Here is a 15,843-nt window from a genome sequence, read left to right as displayed (position 1 = left end):
GCCCGCCGATCATGGGACATAAAAAAAATGTAAAAGCGACGAACGCGCATTGTGGAAATATGCGCGGGCTTCGTTTCCCCCAATGAAGCCTGGATTGCAGACGCTGGCCCGACACACGCAGGACATAGGGGACTGACGACATGACCATGATGTTGAACAAGGATGCGAAGGATAATCTGATCGAGCGCGGCTATTCGCGCCGCCAGCTTGGCGAGATCGCCGCCGTATTGAGCGCAGGCGTTGCCGTCAGCGGATTGATGAGCGACGTCGCAATGGCGCAGCAGCAGGCCGCACGCGGCATCGCAGGCGCAGTGCGTATCGGGTCCAACGAATGCTGGACCGGCCCCTTCCCATCGGGCGTCGAAGCGATCGCGCGCGCCGGGGCCGTGGGCAACTGGTATGATCCCGACACCTATCGCGCCGACCTGATCAAGACGGTCGCGACCGTGGAAAGCCTGCCCGAAACGCATATCCAGCTTTGGCCCGGTTCGGGTGGCCCGCTGGTCAGCGTCGTGGCGGCCTATTGCTCGCCCACCAAGGGGCTGGTGACCGCCGATCCGACGTTCGAATCCGCATGGCGTTCGGCCGATTATCTGAAAGCGCCGATCAAGAAAGTGCCGCAGGCCGTCGGCAAGGGCCATGACGTCAAGGGCATGCTGGCCGCCAATCCCAATGCGGGTCTCTATTATATCTGCACGCCCAACAACCCGACCGGCACGATCACGCCAGTGGCCGACATCAAGTGGCTGCTGGACAACAAGCCTGCCGACGCGATGCTGCTGGTGGACGAAGCCTATCTGCACTTTTCCGGCGCGCCCAGCGCGGCGTCGCTGATCGGCACCCGCAAGGACATCATCGTCATGCGGACCTGCTCCAAGCTGTTTGGCATGGCGGGCATTCGTTTGGGCCTGACCTTTGCCGATCCCGAAGTGCAGAAGCAGATCATGCTGTTCGGCCCGTCGGCCGGTGGCCTGTCGATCACGGCGATGGCGTGCGGCAATGCGGTGTATAAGGAAGCCGACCTGATCACCGCGCGGCGCAACGAAATGATCGCCGCGCGCGACGAGACGATCGCATGGCTGACCAAGAAGGGCATCATGGTGCATCCGGGCAGTCAGGCGAATATGTTCATGGTCGATTGGAAGACCAAGCCCGCCAAAGAGATGCAGGCCGCGCTGCTCGCCGCGCCGGAAAAGGTGCAGATCGGGCGCAACTGGCCGATCTGGCCCACCGTATCGCGCGTGACCGTTGGGTCGGCCGAAGACATGAAGAAATTCTGCTCTGCGGTGGAAAAGACCTACAAGGCCTGAGGGTTCGCATCAGAGGTCGCGAAGGTGAAAGGGGCGTTCGGGAAACCGGGCGCCCTTTTTGCCGTGCGTCGACAGGACTTGCATTGGACAGCGGCATGCCGCTAAGGGCGGGACATTCGCATGGACCCGGTGCAATTCCGGGTGGCTATTCCGGCCGCCGATCCGCCGGACAACATCACACATGAACAAGTGAACGCGCCTTATATCGGCGCCATGTGCCTTGATGTGGAATTTACATGTCTTCAAAACTCACTCTTTATTCTCGCCAGTGGTTTACTGACGGGGCCGCCGCGCGCCGCGACGTCATGGCGGGTATCGTCGTCGCCCTCGCCCTTATCCCCGAAGCGATCGGCTTTTCCGTGATCGCAGGCGTCGATCCCCGCGTGGGCCTGTATGCCTCCGTCGCCATCGCCATGACCATCGCCCTGATCGGCGGGCGGCCGGGCATGATCTCCGCCGCCACGGCAGCGGTGGCGGTGCTGGTCGTGCCGCTGGTGCGCGATCATGGCGTGGAATATCTGTTCGCCGCGACCATAGTGATGGGGGTGATCCAGATCGTTGCGGGATTGCTGCGGCTCGACCTCGTCATGCAATTTGTGTCGCGATCAGTCATTACCGGCTTCGTCAATGCGCTGGCGATCCTGATCTTCATGGCGCAATTGCCGCAACTGACCAATGTGGGCTGGGACAGCTATGCGATGGTCGCGGGCGGGCTGGCGATCATCTATGGCTTTCCCCGGATCACCAAGGCCGTGCCCTCCCCACTGCTAGCCATATTGGTACTGAGCGCGATCAGCATCGGCATGGGCCTGTCGGTTCACACGGTCGGCGACATGGGGAAACTGCCTGAAGGACTGCCCAGCCTGACGTGGCCGCATGTGCCGATGACGTTCGACACATTGCGCATCATCCTGCCCTATTCGCTGACGATGGCGGCGGTCGGCCTGCTCGAATCGCTGCTGACCGCGCAGATCGTGGACGACATGACGGACAGCGACAGCGACAAAAGGCAGGAATGCGCGGGTCAGGGAGGCGCGAATATCGTCGCGGCCCTGTTTGGCGGCATGGGCGGTTGCGCGATGATCGGCCAGTCGGTCATCAACGTGACGTCGGGCGGGCGTAGCAGGCTGTCCACATTTGTGGCGGGCGCCTTTTTGCTGTTCCTGCTTACGATGCTGGGTCCGCTGGTCGGGCGTGTGCCGATGCCCGCGCTGGTCGCGGTGATGATCATGGTGTCGATCGGCACGTTCAGCTGGAACTCAATCCCCAATTTGCGCCGCCATCCGCCCACGTCGTCCGTCGTGATGCTGACGACCGTGATCGTGGTGGTTGCAACGCGCGACCTGTCGCTGGGCGTGCTGGCGGGCGTGCTGCTGTCGGGCGTGTTTTTTGCAGGCAAGGTGCAGCGGATGTTTTCGGTCGATCGGGAAACGGCCGCCGATGGGCAAAGCGTCTATCGCGTGAAGGGTGAGATATTCTTTGCATCGGTGGATCGCTTCACGCGCGCGTTTCAGGACGACGATAAAGCGGAGCGCATCCTGATCGACGTGTCGGCGGCGCATTTCTGGGACATTTCGGGCGTCGGAGCGCTGGATAAGATCGTCGCCCGGCTGCGGCGCGACGGACATGTGGTCGAGGTTGTGGGCTATAACCGGGCGAGCGCCGATCTGATCGACCGCTTTGCGCTGCACGACAAGACCGGAGTGGAACTGGGCGTCGTGCCGCATTGAGGGGCGCGGTGCGACGAACGGATGAGGGGTGAAGGCAGGAGGCGCTAGGCGCTGGCGGCGGATGTTTCGCTCAGCGCCTTGAACTGAGCGAGCATCTGGTCCCAACCGGGATGGAAGCCCATGTCCTCATGCCGGGCCTTCGCTTCGGCATCCCAATGACGGGCGGTGGCGGTGACGCGGGTGCCGTCTTCTGCATCGGCGAAGGTCCAGATGGCGGTAATGAAGGGGGTTTGCGGCACCCAGCCTGCGGCATAGGCGTCGGTGGTGACAACCCGTTCACCGGGCACGACCTCCAGAAATATGCCCTCCATGGGGCCGGTATCCTCGCCATCGGGGCCGAACATCTGCACCGCGCTGCGGCCGCCGGGTCGCATGTCCTGCTCGATCACCTGCGCGCGCCAGGGTTTGGGGCAATACCATTCGTCCTTGAGGTCGGTCCAAACCTTCCACACGATCGCGCGAGGCGCTTCGATATAGCAATAGACCGACAGTTCGTGGCGTTCCTGGCTCATGACGTCGTTCCTTTGAAAGGCGGCTTTGGGCGGTGGTTATTCCCCGGTGGTGGGCAGCGGTTGAACCGTCAATTTTGGCGTGATGGGACTGGCTGGCTGCGTTCGCACGACCGCTGGCGGAAGCGTACGCGGCTGGGCGGCTGGAGGCGGCGTGGTGGCGGATGGGAGCGTGGCCGATGGAGGCGTAGTCGCAGCCGGGGGCGTGGTGGCCAATGGCAGACTGCTGGATGGCAGGGCTGGCAGGCGCTGCGCAGTGCCTGACGGCAGCACTTCGCCGGGCGGAACTGGCGGGGGCGGCAGGGGGGTGGGCGACACGACGACCGTTACGGTCGCGCCGAAACGCGACTGCCATTCGGCCAGACGGCGCAGATAGTCGGCATAGGCGGCGTAGAAATCCTGAAACGGCTTTTCCAGTTCGGCCAGTGCCTGTGGCGCATATTCGAGCAGGGCCGATGAGGGCATCGCCAGCATCTTTGCGCCGACCGTGATCGCGACCGGGCAGAAGCTCCTGGTGACGGGCGGCAGAGAGAAGAAATTATAGACGACGGTGTTGAGCCGTTCGCGATAGGCGGTGCCGGTGGTGCCATAGGCAGCGGCATAGTTACGATCGACGGCCGCGTTGGCTTCGCGCAGGGCAGGCTGATGCACATGGAGCAGGCGGTTATATTGCAGCCGCGCCAGATCGCCGCCGCCGTTGCAGGAGAGCGCGGCGACGTTGAGCGCCATGCGGACATGCCAGAGCGCGGTGTTGGACGTAACGCCGCGATTGGCGGTCAGGAACTTGCCGTCCTTGCCGACCTCCGGAATGCTCATCCCCGCGACCGCGCCCATCGGCGGGACCGGGCGGATGGTCGAGATGACCGGCGGCGGGGCCGTGGGCGGTGGCGGGGGTGGCGGCGTCGAACAGGCGGCGATCGCCGCCAGCGACACGAGGGACAGACGCCGTAGGGATCTGGGCACGGATCGGCGCGTGAAGGACAGCGGAATATGCGATTGGATCATGCTCCGGTCATGCCGCGCATTGCCGTTGGAGGAAATACGCGTTTGACTCGGTTCATCGCACGGTTTCAGGCGGCTCGCCGCTCCAGCGCACCAGCGGCCTGCATCATCAGTTCGGCGATGATGGCAGCGACCGGCTCTTCCTTCGTCACCATGCCGACCGACTGGCCCGCCATCAGCGACCCGCCATCCACGTCGCCGTCGATGACCGCGCGGCGCAGCGCACCGGCCCAATAATGTTCGATCTGAAGCTGCGCCTCCATCATATCTACTGCGCCGCTGTCGAGCAGGTTGGCGACTTCGCGCTGCTTGGCGGTGAAGTTTTCCATACCTGCGTTCTTGAGCGAGCGGACGGGGATGACCGGCAGGCGCGCGTCGATCTGCACGCTGGCAATGGCGTCGCGGGCCGATGCGCGGAAGAAGGCCTTCTTGAAGGCGGGGTGCGCGATGCTTTCGGTGGCGCAGGCAAAACGGGTGCCAAGCTGCACGCCCGCCGCGCCCATTTCCAGATAGGCGGCGATCGCTTCGCCACGGCCAATGCCGCCCGCAACGAACACTGGCACCTGCTCTGCGATGTCGGGCAGGATTTCCTGCGCCAGGACGCTGGTGGAAACCGGGCCGATATGGCCGCCAGCCTCCATCCCTTCGACCACCAGCGCGTCTACGCCGGACCGGATCAGCTTCTTGGCGAGGCTGAGCGCGGGGGCGAAGCAGATGAGTTTCGCGCCCTTCTGCTTGATCGCTTCGATGCTGCCCTTGGGCGGCAGGCCACCGGCCAGCACGATATGGGTCACGTCGTGGCGCGCGCAGACGTCGATCAGGTCGAACAGTTGCGGATGCATGGTGATGAGGTTGACGCCGAAAGGCCTCTCCGTCAGCGCCTTTGTCGCAGTGATTTCCGCGTCGAGCAGTTCGGGCGTCATCGCGCCGCACGCGATGACGCCAAAGCCACCCGCGTTGGAGATGGCGGACACCAGATGGCGTTCGCTGACCCAGCTCATCGCGCCGCACAGGATCGCGGTCTCGCAGCCGAGAAATTCAGCGCCGCGCGCCATGAGGGACGTGAGTTTCGCGTGCGTCATCTGGTTTAGCCTCAACAAGCACAAAAGCCCCTCCCCTGAAGGGGAGGGGAGAAAAGGTCAAGCGACCGGCGCGTCCAGGCCGTAGGCGGTGTGGAGGACGCGGACGGCGAGTTCGGTTTCGTCTTCGTCGATCAACACGCTGACCTTGATCTCGCTGGTCGAGATGGCTTCGATATTGATGCCGCGATCGGCCAGCGTCTTGAACATGGTGGCCGCGACGCCAGCATGGCTGCGCATGCCGACGCCAACGACGCTGATCTTGGCGACTTCGGTGTCGGTGATGATGCGGCGGAAGCCGATGGCATCCTTGTTCGCTTCGAGAATATCGACGCTGCGCGCCAGGTCGGCGCGCGGGACGGTGAAGGTGACGTCGGTCTCTTCATTATCCTTGCTGTCATTCTGGATAATCATGTCCACGTTGATCGCCGCATCGGCCAAGGGCGTGAAGATGTTGGCGACCGCGCCGGGCTTGTCGGGCACGCGCGTCACGATGATCTTGGCTTCATTCTTGTCATGGGCGATGCCGGTGATGAGCTGACGTTCCATCTTGTCTTCCTTGAGCTTGGCTTCCAGTTCCGCGTCGCTGACGATCAGCGTGCCGGGCAAATCCTGCTGCGTGGGATCGTCGAAGGAGGACAGAACCTGAACGACGACGCCTTCCTTCATGGCCAGACCCACCGATCGGGTTTGTAGCACCTTTGCGCCGACCGACGCGAGTTCGAGCATTTCCTCATAGGTTACGAGGTCGAGCTTGCGCGCGCGGGCCACGATGCGCGGGTCGGTGGTGTAGACGCCATCGACGTCGGTATAGATGTCGCAGCGATCCGCCTTGATCGCCGCAGCCACCGCGACGGCCGAAGTATCGGACCCGCCACGCCCCAGCGTGGATACGCGGCCATCGGCCATCATGCCCTGAAACCCCGGAATCACGGCCACGGTGCCGGATCGCATGGAGGCGAGCAGGTCGAGCGTGTCGATATCGCTGACCCGCGCCTTGGCATGAGCCTCGATCGTGCGGATGGGCAGTTGCCAGCCAAGCCAGCTGCGCGCGTCCACGTCCATGGCCTTGAGCGTCATCGCCAGCAGGCCGGATGTGATCTGCTCGCCAGCGGCGACCACCACGTCATATTCGGCGGGATCGTAAAGCGCGGACGCTTCCTTGCAGAAGCCCACGAGCCGGTCGGTTTCGCCCGCCATGGCGGATACGACGACGGCGACTTCATGGCCCTGGCTCACGACATGCTTCACGCGCGCGGCGACGTTGCGAATTCGCTCCATCCCCGCCATCGAGGTGCCGCCGAATTTCATCACGATGCGCGCCATGTGTGTGCCGAACCTGCCTATGGTGAGAAAGAAAATGTCCCAAAAGGGCTAAACGGCGCTCCTATTAGCAGTGCTCACGGATATGGCAAGCAACGGCGTGGCGCGGGCGGGAACGCATTGGCCTGATCCGCCAGTGCTGATAGGATGGCGGCCACCCGACATCGGCAGGACAGGCATGACAGACAGCAGCAGTATCGCGACGATCGACCCGAAGGAAGCGGCGCATTTCGGTGCGATGGCGGCGGATTGGTGGGATCCGGCGGGGTCCAGCGCGATGCTGCACAAGCTGAACCCTGTGCGGCTGGGCTATATCCGCGCGGCGATCGACACGCATTGGCCGGGACATGCGCAGGCGTTTCGGCCGCTGGCCGGTCGCCGGGTGCTGGACGTAGGGTGCGGCGCGGGATTGCTGACCGAGCCATTGGCGCGGATGGGTGGCATCGTGACGGGACTCGACGCTGCGCCGGAGAATATCGCGGTTGCCAGCGCCCATGCGCAGGGTCAGGGACTGACGATCGATTATCGCGCGACGCCGGTCGAGGCGATCGGCGATGTGGCCTATGATCTGGTCACGTCGATGGAAGTGATCGAGCATGTGGCGGACCCGGCCGCGTTCGTTGCCGCGCTGGCGAGCAGGCTGGCGCATGACGGATTGATGATCCTGTCCACGCCCAACCGCACGCCCCTGTCGCGGCTGGCGATGATTACGGTGGGCGAGAGCGTGGGCGGGATTCCCAGGGGGACGCATGACTGGAACCGGTTTTTGACGCCAGACGAACTGACGGCGCTGCTGGAGGCGGCGGGGCTGGAGGTGATCGACAGCAGCGGCCTGAGCTTTGACCCGCGCAAGGGGTTCGTGCTGTCGTCCAACAGCGCGATCAACTATCTGCTGACGGCGCGCCATCGGCGGGGTTGAGAATCGGCCCTAGTCGGTGCGCAGGCGGTAGCCGATGCCCAGTTCGTTGCCGATGATCTGCGGACGCTGGGGGTCGTCCTCCAGCTTTTGACGCAGGGTGCGGACGAGGACGCGCAGATATTCGACATGATGGTCATGATCGTTGGGCCAGACATGTTTCATGATCTGACTGTGGGTGATGACGCGTCCGGGGAATCGGGCAAGCTGGGCCAGCACGGCATATTCCTTGGGCGTCAGGTGCATTTCCTGCCCTGCCTTCTTCACGATCCGGTTGAGCAGGTCGATCTCCACATCGCCTGCGCGCACCGCCGATACGCCGCCGTCTCTGGTCATGCGATTGCGCAGCGCCACGCGCACGCGGGCGAGCAATTCGTCGGTGTCGAACGGCTTTGTCAGATAATCGTCGGCACCCAGATCCAGCGCCGTCACCTTTTCCTCCGTCGCGTCGCGGGCGGATATGATGATGAGCGTGGTGTCGCTCTGCTGCTTGAACAATGGCACCAGTTCCAGACCGTCGCGGTCGGGAAGGCCCAGATCGAGCAGGCTGATATCGGGTCGTTCGGTGCGCAGTTTTTCGAGCGCTTCCCGCGCGGTCCCGGCTTCGACCGTCGCATAGTCGGCGCGGGTCAGGGCGGCCTGTATCAACCGGCGAATCTGCGGTTCGTCATCGATGATGAGGATTTTGTGGCGGATCGTCATGGCGGGGTTTCGTCCGGTACAGCGGTGAGGATAAGGTTCTGGGGGAAACGCAGCGTGAAGCAGGCGCCCCGTGGATCGACGGCGTTGGTTGCCTCGACGCCAAGGCCCATCGCCTCGGCAAAGCCTTTGACGATGGCAAGGCCAAGGCCCGTGCCCTGCTTCACGCGATCCGACCCCTCCAGCCGGATGAAGGTGTCGAACACGCGGGTTTCCGCGTCGGCGGGAATGCCCGGTCCTTGGTCGATGATGGACAAGAGCAGCGCATCGGGCAAGCGGCGGCCGCGGATGGTGACGGGCGTATCGGGATCGCCATAGCGGCCAGCATTGTCGAGCAGGTTGATGAGGCAGTGATGGAGCAGGACGGGATCGACCCGGACCAGCGGGATGTCGGGCGGGATATCGACTTTAATGTCGCGACCGGCGAGCGACCGGCGCGTGTCCTGCACCGCTGCGGCGACGGCGTCGAACAGGTCGGTCGGTTCCACCTTCATCGGCAAGGCGCCTGCCTCCACCCGCGCCATGTCGAGCAGGTTGGCGACGAAGCGATTGAGACGCCGGGCTTCCCCGTCGATGACATCGAGCAGTTCGGAAGGTTGCAGCCTTTGCAGTTCGTGCGTCGCGGAGATGATCGTGGTGAGTGGGGTGCGCAGGTCGTGGCTGACCGAGGAGAGCAGCGCCGAGCGGAGCCGGTCGCGCTCATGCGCCTGTCGCGCGCCCTGCATCTCCTCCTCCAGCGCCATGCGATCAAGGGCGATGGCGGCCTGATCGAGCAGGCTCATCAACAAGGGTAGCTGATCGGAACGGAGTGGCTCGCCCGCATCCTCGCGCGCAAGGCCCAATACGCCCAGCACGCCGCGCTGGGTGCGCAGCGGATGGAACAGCCAGTCCGACGCAGTGAGGGTGGACGATCCGCGCCCTGCCGGTTGCGCATTGTTCATCGCCCATTGCGCGGCGGCCCGCTCAATCTCCTCCAGCCGGTCTTCGGGCGGATGGGCGGCGCGCAGTTCCGGCCCGCCCGGTGAGGGGAGCAGCAATACGGTGCGCACGTCGAGCAGACGGGCGATTTCCGCGCAGATCGCCTGCATCAGTTCGTCCTGACTGGCCGCCGATGTCAGTTGGCGCGAGAAGCCAGCGAGCGCGGCGTTCTGGCGCGCGCTGAACCGAGCAAGATCAGCCTGATCGCGTACGCGGGCAGCAAACTGGCTGGTGACGATCGCCACGCCCAGCAGGACGAGGATGGACACGACATTTTCCGGGTTGCTTACCGTCAGCGTGCCGGTGGGCGGCAGGAAGAAGAAATTATAGGCGAGGCTGGATGCAAGACCCGCGAAAAGCCCTGCGCGCAGGCCATAGGTGGCGGCGGCGAACATGACGGGGACGAGATAGAGCAAGGCGATATTGCCAAGGTCGATCGCCTGCACCAGCAACCGGCCAACCGCCGTCATCAGCGCGATCATCAAAGCCGACCAGATATAGTCGCCGGGCTTTCCCCACAGGGCGGGCGTGGTTCGGCGCGCGTGAGTCAGCGGAGGGGCTTCATCCGAAGGCAGCACATGGATCGCCACCGATCCGATTTCGCGCACCAGCCGGTCCACAACGGACCGGTGGCGTAGTTCGAACCAGCGCGACCGGCTGGATTTGCCGATGACGATCTGCGTCGCGCGCGCGTCGGCGGCGAAGCTGCGCAAGCCCTCCGCGACATTTTCCGCCGGGATGCTGGCGGTGGCAGCGCCCAGTCGGGAGGCCAGCGCCAGCGTATCGGCCAGTGCCTTGCGCTCCGCATCGGAAAAGCCCTGCGCGCGGCGCGTTTCTATATGGACGGCGGTCCAGGGGGCTTTGAGCGCGTCGGCAAGGCGCTTGGCGGCGCGGACGAGGCCCGGCGCGCTGGCCTGTTCACTGACGGCGACGACGACGCGCTCGCCGACGGCGAAGCGGCCTGCCAGCGCCTGACCCCGCACATAGTCGAGCATCTGCGCGTCGATCGCCTGAGCCGCGCGGCGCAGGGCCAGTTCGCGCAGGGCAGTCAGGTTGGATTTGGAAAAGAAATGGTTGAGCGCCCGGCTGGCTTCGGCCGGGATATAGACCTTCCCCTCCTTCAACCGCTCGATCAGTTCGTCGGGGGGGATATCCACGACTTCGATTTCGGCGGTTTCCAGCACCGAGTCCGGCACGGTTTCGCGGACACGGACGCGGGTGAAGGAGGCGACGACGTCGTTCAGGCTTTCGATATGCTGGATATTGATCGTTGAGAACACGTCGATCCCGGCGTCGAGCAGTTCCTCTATATCCTGATAGCGTTTGGGGTGGCGACTGCTCGGCGCGTTGGTGTGGGCGAGTTCATCGACAAGGACGAGTTCGGGACGCCGTTCGAGAATGGCGTCGATGTCCATTTCGCCGACGCTGTGGCCGACATGATCGATCGCGCGGCGGGGAATGACTTCATGCCCGGCGATCAGCGCTTCGGTTTCGCGACGTCCGTGGGTTTCGACCACGCCGATGACGACATCGACGCCCGACGTCCTGAGCCGCATGGCGTCGGTCAGCATTTCATAGGTTTTGCCGACACCGGGCGCTGCGCCCAGAAAGAGCTTGAGGCGGCCTCGTCCTTCCTGCGCGGCGGCGCGCAGGAAGGATTCGGGCGTGGGTCGGTCGTTGCTGTCGTTCACCGCGTTATGGTAGCGCCGATCTGGTCCAGCCGTCGATTGAGATCTACGACATTGACATGGCGTTCGCCCAACAGGGGTTGCTGGATCGTGCGCTCCACCAGCGCGCGCACATTCGCCGCCGGGATGTTGCGCGCCTTTGCGACACGCTCCACCTGATAAAAAGCCGCCTCGGGCGAGATATCGGGATCAAGGCCCGAGGCGGAGGCCATCACCAGATCGGACGGAACGGGAGAACCGGGTGACGTTTGGCGAAATTTGGCGATGTCAGCCTGCGTGCGGTCGATCAGCGCGCGGCTGGTGGGGCCGAAATTGGACCCCGATGAGGCAAGGCCGTCATAGCCCTTGCCCGCAGCAGAGGGGCGGGAGAAGAAATAGCGAGGGTCGGAAAAGCCCTGTCCGATCAGTTCGGAGCCAACGGCCTTGCCCTTGTCCATAATCAGGCTGCCATTGGCCTGATGCGGAAAGAGCGCCTGCCCGATGCCGGTGATGGCGAGCGGATAGGCGATGCCCAGCAACAGGGCGAACAACAGGGCCAGCATGAGTGCGGGACGGAGAGTGGAGAGGATATCCTTGCCCATGATGGGTTCCTTCATGCCAGGCCAAGGCCGTTGACGGCCAGGTCGATGAGTTTGATGCCGATGAATGGTGAGAGCAGACCGCCAAGCCCATAGATGGCAAGGTTGCGCGCCAGCAGCGGCCCTGCGCCGATCGGGCGATAGGTCACGCCCTTCAACGCCAGTGGCACCAGCATCGGGATGATGAGCGCATTGAAGATGATCGCCGACAGAATGGCGCTTTGCGGCGTGGCCAGCCCCATGACGTTGAGGACGCCAAGCCCCGGATAGAGCACCACGAACATCGCCGGGATGATCGCGAAATATTTGGCGACATCGTTGGCGACGGAGAAAGTCGTGAGCGCGCCGCGCGTCATCAGCAACTGCTTGCCCAGACCCACGATTTCGATGAGCTTGGTCGGGTCGCTGTCGAGATCGACCATATTGCCTGCTTCACGCGCAGCCTGCGTCCCGGTGTTCATCGCCACGCCGACATCGGCCTGCGCCAGTGCAGGGGCGTCGTTGGTGCCATCGCCGCACATGGCGACCAGACGCCCGCCCTCCTGTTCCTTGCGGATCAGGGCCAGCTTGTCCTCCGGCGTGGCCTGCGCGAGGAAATCATCGACGCCTGCTTCTGCCGCGATGGAGGCGGCGGTCAGGGGATTGTCGCCGGTAATCATGACCGTGCGGATGCCCATGGCGCGCAGTTCGCCGAAGCGTTCGCGGATGCCCGCCTTGACGATATCCTTCAGGAAGATCGCGCCCAGCAGCCTGCCATCCTGCGCGACCGCCAGTGGCGTGCCACCGGCGCGGGCGATTTCGTCGGTGATGCGGCGCAGTTCCTGCGTCGCTGGTTCGGCGTCATGACCGGGGTTGGCACGCAGGATGGAATCGACCGCGCCCTTTTGAATGACGGTCGTGCCGATCCTTACGCCGGAAATACGGGTCTGCGCGGTGAAGGGTATGACCTCCGCCCCGTCGGGTAAGGCATCCGTCAACTGGTCGAACCTGTCGCGCGCGAGCAGCACGATCGAACGGCCCTCCGGCGTTTCATCGGCCAGACTGGCGAGCAGCGCGGCTTGCGCGAGCATGGCGGGGGTTGCGCCACCCACGGGGCGGAACTCGGTCGCCTGCCGGTCGCCGACGGTGATGGTGCCGGTCTTGTCGAGCAGCAGCACGTCGATGTCGCCAGCCGCCTCCACCGCGCGGCCCGATTTGGCCAGCACGTTGAAACGCACCAGCCGATCCATGCCCGCAATGCCGATGGCCGACAGTAGCGCGGCGATGGTCGTGGGTATCAGCGTGATGAGCAGCGCGGCGAGGATCGAGACGGGTATCGCGCCACCGGCATAAAGCGCGAAGCTGGGGATGGTGGCGACGGCGATCAGGAAGATGATCGTGAGGCCCACCAGCAGCAGCGTCAGCGCGATTTCATTGGGCGTCTTTTGCCGCTCGGCCCCCTCGACCAGAGCGATCATCCGATCAAGGAAGCCCTGCCCCGGATTGACGGTGACGCGCACGCGGATTTCATCCGATATGACCCGCGTGCCTGCCGTCACCGCCGATCGGTCGCCGCCTGCTTCGCGGATGACGGGGGCGCTTTCGCCGGTGATGGCCGCTTCGTTGACGGATGCGACGCCGGACACGACTTCGCCATCCGCCGGGATCAGGTCGCCGGTTTCGACCAGCACGATGTCGCCCATTTTCAATGCGCTGGCGGGGACGGCTTCGCTGTCGCGTCCGTCGCCCTTCAGCCGCTTGGCGGTGAGGTCCGCCTTGGTCGCGCGGAGTGATGCGGCCTGCGCCTTGCCGCGTCCTTCGGCGATGGCTTCGGCGAAGGTGCCGAACAACACGGTCAGCCACAGCCAGATGACGAGTTGCAGCTTGAACGCCGTGGTCAGGCCATCCTGACCCACGACCAGCAATATGGTGAGCAGGACGGCGACGACCGCCGTGGTGAACATCACCGGATTGCGGATCAGTTGTTTGGGACTGAGTTTGCGGAAGGCGTCGCCGATCGCCGGAACGATCAGGTCTGCGGTGAAGAGCGATTTGGACGCGGTGCGTGCCATGATGATGCTCCGATCAGAAAGTCTGGCCGTGGATCATCGCGAGATGATCGGCGATGGGACCAAGGGCGAGGCTGGGAAGGAAGGTCAAACCACCCACGATCAGCACGATGCCGATGAGCAGGCCCGTCCACAGCGGCCCGGTCGTCGGGAAGGAACCGGCGGTTTCGGGCGTGTAGCTTTTGGCCGCCAGGCTGCCTGCGATGGCCAGCATCGGGATGATGACGAAGAAGCGGCCCAGCCACATCGCGATGCCCAGCAAGCCATTGTAGAAAGGCGTGTTGGCGCTCAGCCCGGCAAAGGCCGATCCGTTGTTCCCGACTGCGCTGGTGAAGGCGTAGAGGATTTCCGAAAAACCGTGCGGGCCTTTGTTGAGCGGCCCGGCAAGCCCGGCGTCCGTGACCGATGCGATGGCGGTAAAGCCCAACAGGATGAGCGGCAGCACGGCGATGGCCAGCACGGCGAGCTTGACCTCGCGCCCCTCGATCTTCTTGCCCACATATTCGGGCGTGCGGCCGACCATCAGCCCCGCGACGAACACGGCGAGAATGGCGAACAGCAGGAAGCCATAGATGCCCGCGCCCACGCCGCCGACGACGACTTCACCCAGTTGGATGTTGAACAGCGGGATCATGCCGCCCAGCGCCGTGAAACTGTCGTGCATGGCGTTGACCGCGCCGCAACTGGCCGCCGTGGTGACGACGGAAAAGAGCGCCGACGCGGCGATGCCGAAACGGACTTCCTTGCCCTCCATATTGCCGCCGGGGACGCCGATGCCGTGGAGGATGGGATTGCCCGCCGCTTCCTGCGCATAGACGATGGTCACGCCGATCAGGAAGATGGTGAGCATGGCGGCCAATATGGCCCAGCCCTGCCGCGTGTTGCCCACCGCTTTGCCGAAGGTCCATGTCAGGCCAAAGCCGATCAGGAAGATCGAGAGCATCTGCGCCAGATTGGTGAGCGCGGTGGGATTTTCGAACGGATGGGCGGAGTTGGCGTTGAAGAAGCCGCCGCCATTGGTGCCGAGCATCTTGATCGCTTCCTGGCTGGCGACCGGGCCGAGCGCGAGCGTCTGCTTCGCACCCTCCAGCGTCGTCACGTCGACCGAACCGGCCAGCGTCTGCGGCACGCCGCTGGCGATCAGGAACAGCGCATAGACGATGCAGATCGGCAGCAGCAGATAGAGCGTCACCCGCGTCACATCCGCCCAGAAATTACCAATCCCCGTCGCGCTGCGTCGCGCAAAGCCACGGAAGAAGGCAAAGGCGAGCGCGATGCCGGTGGCTGCCGACAGGAAGTTATGGATGGTCAGGCCCAGCATCTGGCTGAGGTTCGACATGGTCGATTCCCCGGCATAGCTTTGCCAGTTGGTGTTGGTGGTGAAGCTGACCGCCGTGTTGAAAGCCAGAGGCTCGCTCAGCCCGGCAAAGTGCAGCGGATTGAGCGGCAGGCCCGATTGCAGGCGCAGGACCGCATAGGTCAGCAGCAGCAAGGCAGCGTTGAAGATCAACATGCTGATCGCGTAGCGCCGCCAGCTCTGGTCCTCGTTCGGATCGACGCCGGAGAGTTTGTAGAAAGCCCGCTCGACCGGGCCAAGCACGCCATGCAGCGGCGTGGGGCGCCCTTCGTACAGTGCAAACAACCAAAGCCCGATCGGCTTCGTCAACGCCAGCAATATGCCGACAAAGGCCGCGATCAGCAGCCATCCCTGAAATGTCATGGAGGCTTCCCTTGTTAGAAGCGTTCGGGCCGCGCGAGGACGGCGACCAGATAAAGGAGAAGGCCAAAGGCGGTGATCGCCGCGAGCCAGAGATCGGGTGTCATGTGGCGGCCTCCCTCACGCCCTGCCGCACAGGGCGACATAGCCAAGGCTTGCCCCCAGCGAGGCGAGGATGAGGCCGATCCAGAGGATGTCCTGCATGATAAATGCTCCCGCAGCCCTTTGCGCGCGGCGTGCGGCATGCGTGGGCTGCGGTTATCAGA

The 15,843-nt window shown here is 64.1% G+C and carries 13 protein-coding genes and 1 other annotated feature; of the genes, 3 read left to right on the top strand and 10 right to left on the bottom strand.

Features of this window, described 5'->3' with window-relative positions; genetic code table 11:
• Positions 1–140 precede the first annotated feature (140 nt).
• Positions 141–1,310: a pyridoxal phosphate-dependent aminotransferase gene (locus WA070_RS15195; protein ID WP_422634762.1), complete on the top strand. Its 1,170-nt coding sequence runs from the start codon at positions 141–143 to the stop codon at positions 1,308–1,310.
• 119 nt (positions 1,311–1,429) lie between these two features.
• Positions 1,430–1,485 (top strand) — a sequence feature (sul1 is cis-regulatory element that is thought to sense ions involved in sulfur or methionine metabolism; They are found in Alphaproteobacteria).
• Between the two features lie 61 nt (positions 1,486–1,546).
• Complete coding sequence (locus tag WA070_RS15190; protein WP_422634761.1) at positions 1,547–3,040, top strand: SulP family inorganic anion transporter; 1,494 nt, start codon at positions 1,547–1,549, stop codon at positions 3,038–3,040.
• Between the two features lie 44 nt (positions 3,041–3,084).
• Here WA070_RS15190 and WA070_RS15185 read toward each other — a convergent pair whose 3' ends face one another.
• From WA070_RS15185 to WA070_RS15170, 4 genes are all read right to left on the bottom strand, one after another.
• On the bottom strand, positions 3,085–3,552 hold the full coding sequence (locus WA070_RS15185; protein ID WP_422634760.1) for an SRPBCC domain-containing protein: 468 nt from the start codon (positions 3,550–3,552) through the stop codon (positions 3,085–3,087).
• A gap of 36 nt (positions 3,553–3,588) precedes the next feature.
• Entirely contained in the window at positions 3,589–4,554 is a 966-nt protein-coding gene (locus tag WA070_RS15180; RefSeq protein WP_422634759.1) for a hypothetical protein, read from the bottom strand.
• 65 nt (positions 4,555–4,619) lie between these two features.
• Positions 4,620–5,633, bottom strand: a complete 1,014-nt coding sequence (locus tag WA070_RS15175) for an NAD(P)H-dependent flavin oxidoreductase (protein ID WP_422634758.1) — start codon at positions 5,631–5,633, stop codon at positions 4,620–4,622.
• Between the two features lie 57 nt (positions 5,634–5,690).
• Complete coding sequence (locus WA070_RS15170) at positions 5,691–6,956, bottom strand: aspartate kinase (protein WP_422634757.1); 1,266 nt, start codon at positions 6,954–6,956, stop codon at positions 5,691–5,693.
• 175 nt (positions 6,957–7,131) lie between these two features.
• On the opposite strand from WA070_RS15170, the gene ubiG reads away from it, so the two are divergent.
• Positions 7,132–7,872 carry a bifunctional 2-polyprenyl-6-hydroxyphenol methylase/3-demethylubiquinol 3-O-methyltransferase UbiG gene (gene ubiG / locus WA070_RS15165; RefSeq protein WP_422634914.1) on the top strand — a complete coding sequence of 247 codons (741 nt, stop codon included), beginning with the start codon at positions 7,132–7,134 and terminating at the stop codon, positions 7,870–7,872.
• 9 nt (positions 7,873–7,881) lie between these two features.
• On the opposite strand, the gene WA070_RS15160 is transcribed toward ubiG, so the two are convergent.
• The 6 genes from WA070_RS15160 to WA070_RS15135 are packed head-to-tail and all read right to left on the bottom strand — an operon-like array spanning position 7,882 to position 15,684.
• Positions 7,882–8,571: a response regulator gene (locus WA070_RS15160; protein ID WP_422634756.1), complete on the bottom strand. Its 690-nt coding sequence runs from the start codon at positions 8,569–8,571 to the stop codon at positions 7,882–7,884.
• Positions 8,568–11,237, bottom strand: a complete 2,670-nt coding sequence (locus WA070_RS15155; RefSeq protein ID WP_422634755.1) for a DUF4118 domain-containing protein — start codon at positions 11,235–11,237, stop codon at positions 8,568–8,570. The genes WA070_RS15160 and WA070_RS15155 overlap by 4 nt, the downstream gene beginning before the upstream one ends.
• Complete coding sequence (gene kdpC, locus WA070_RS15150) at positions 11,234–11,815, bottom strand: potassium-transporting ATPase subunit KdpC (protein ID WP_422634754.1); 582 nt, start codon at positions 11,813–11,815, stop codon at positions 11,234–11,236. The genes WA070_RS15155 and kdpC overlap by 4 nt, the downstream gene beginning before the upstream one ends.
• A gap of 11 nt (positions 11,816–11,826) precedes the next feature.
• On the bottom strand, positions 11,827–13,863 hold the full coding sequence (gene kdpB, locus WA070_RS15145) for a potassium-transporting ATPase subunit KdpB (RefSeq protein ID WP_422634753.1): 2,037 nt from the start codon (positions 13,861–13,863) through the stop codon (positions 11,827–11,829).
• Positions 13,864–13,876: 13 nt separating this feature from the next.
• Complete coding sequence (gene kdpA, locus WA070_RS15140; protein WP_422634752.1) at positions 13,877–15,580, bottom strand: potassium-transporting ATPase subunit KdpA; 1,704 nt, start codon at positions 15,578–15,580, stop codon at positions 13,877–13,879.
• A gap of 14 nt (positions 15,581–15,594) precedes the next feature.
• The gene (locus tag WA070_RS15135) at positions 15,595–15,684 is read right to left on the bottom strand and encodes a potassium-transporting ATPase subunit F (RefSeq protein WP_422634751.1); all 90 of its coding nucleotides are present in this window, start codon (positions 15,682–15,684) and stop codon (positions 15,595–15,597) included.
• Positions 15,685–15,843: the final 159 nt, after the last annotated feature.

It is taken from the genome of Sphingobium sp., assembly GCF_049304695.1.
Classification (GTDB): domain Bacteria; phylum Pseudomonadota; class Alphaproteobacteria; order Sphingomonadales; family Sphingomonadaceae; genus Sphingobium.
The sequence above is the reverse complement of the archived record's forward strand: the minus strand, read 5'-3'. Positions and strand labels throughout refer to the sequence as shown.

Coding starts and splice junctions, on each gene's coding strand:
- WA070_RS15135 (WP_422634751.1), bottom strand. CDS start 15,684: ATGACACCCGATCTCTGGCTCGCGGCGATCACCGCCTTTGGCCTTCTC.
- WA070_RS15190 (WP_422634761.1), top strand. CDS start 1,547: ATGTCTTCAAAACTCACTCTTTATTCTCGCCAGTGGTTTACTGACGGG.
- WA070_RS15195 (WP_422634762.1), top strand. CDS start 141: ATGACCATGATGTTGAACAAGGATGCGAAGGATAATCTGATCGAGCGC.
- kdpB (WP_422634753.1), bottom strand. CDS start 13,863: ATGGCACGCACCGCGTCCAAATCGCTCTTCACCGCAGACCTGATCGTT.
- kdpA (WP_422634752.1), bottom strand. CDS start 15,580: ATGACATTTCAGGGATGGCTGCTGATCGCGGCCTTTGTCGGCATATTG.
- WA070_RS15160 (WP_422634756.1), bottom strand. CDS start 8,571: ATGACGATCCGCCACAAAATCCTCATCATCGATGACGAACCGCAGATT.
- WA070_RS15170 (WP_422634757.1), bottom strand. CDS start 6,956: ATGGCGCGCATCGTGATGAAATTCGGCGGCACCTCGATGGCGGGGATG.
- ubiG (WP_422634914.1), top strand. CDS start 7,132: ATGACAGACAGCAGCAGTATCGCGACGATCGACCCGAAGGAAGCGGCG.
- WA070_RS15175 (WP_422634758.1), bottom strand. CDS start 5,633: ATGACGCACGCGAAACTCACGTCCCTCATGGCGCGCGGCGCTGAATTT.
- kdpC (WP_422634754.1), bottom strand. CDS start 11,815: ATGGGCAAGGATATCCTCTCCACTCTCCGTCCCGCACTCATGCTGGCC.
- WA070_RS15180 (WP_422634759.1), bottom strand. CDS start 4,554: ATGATCCAATCGCATATTCCGCTGTCCTTCACGCGCCGATCCGTGCCC.
- WA070_RS15185 (WP_422634760.1), bottom strand. CDS start 3,552: ATGAGCCAGGAACGCCACGAACTGTCGGTCTATTGCTATATCGAAGCG.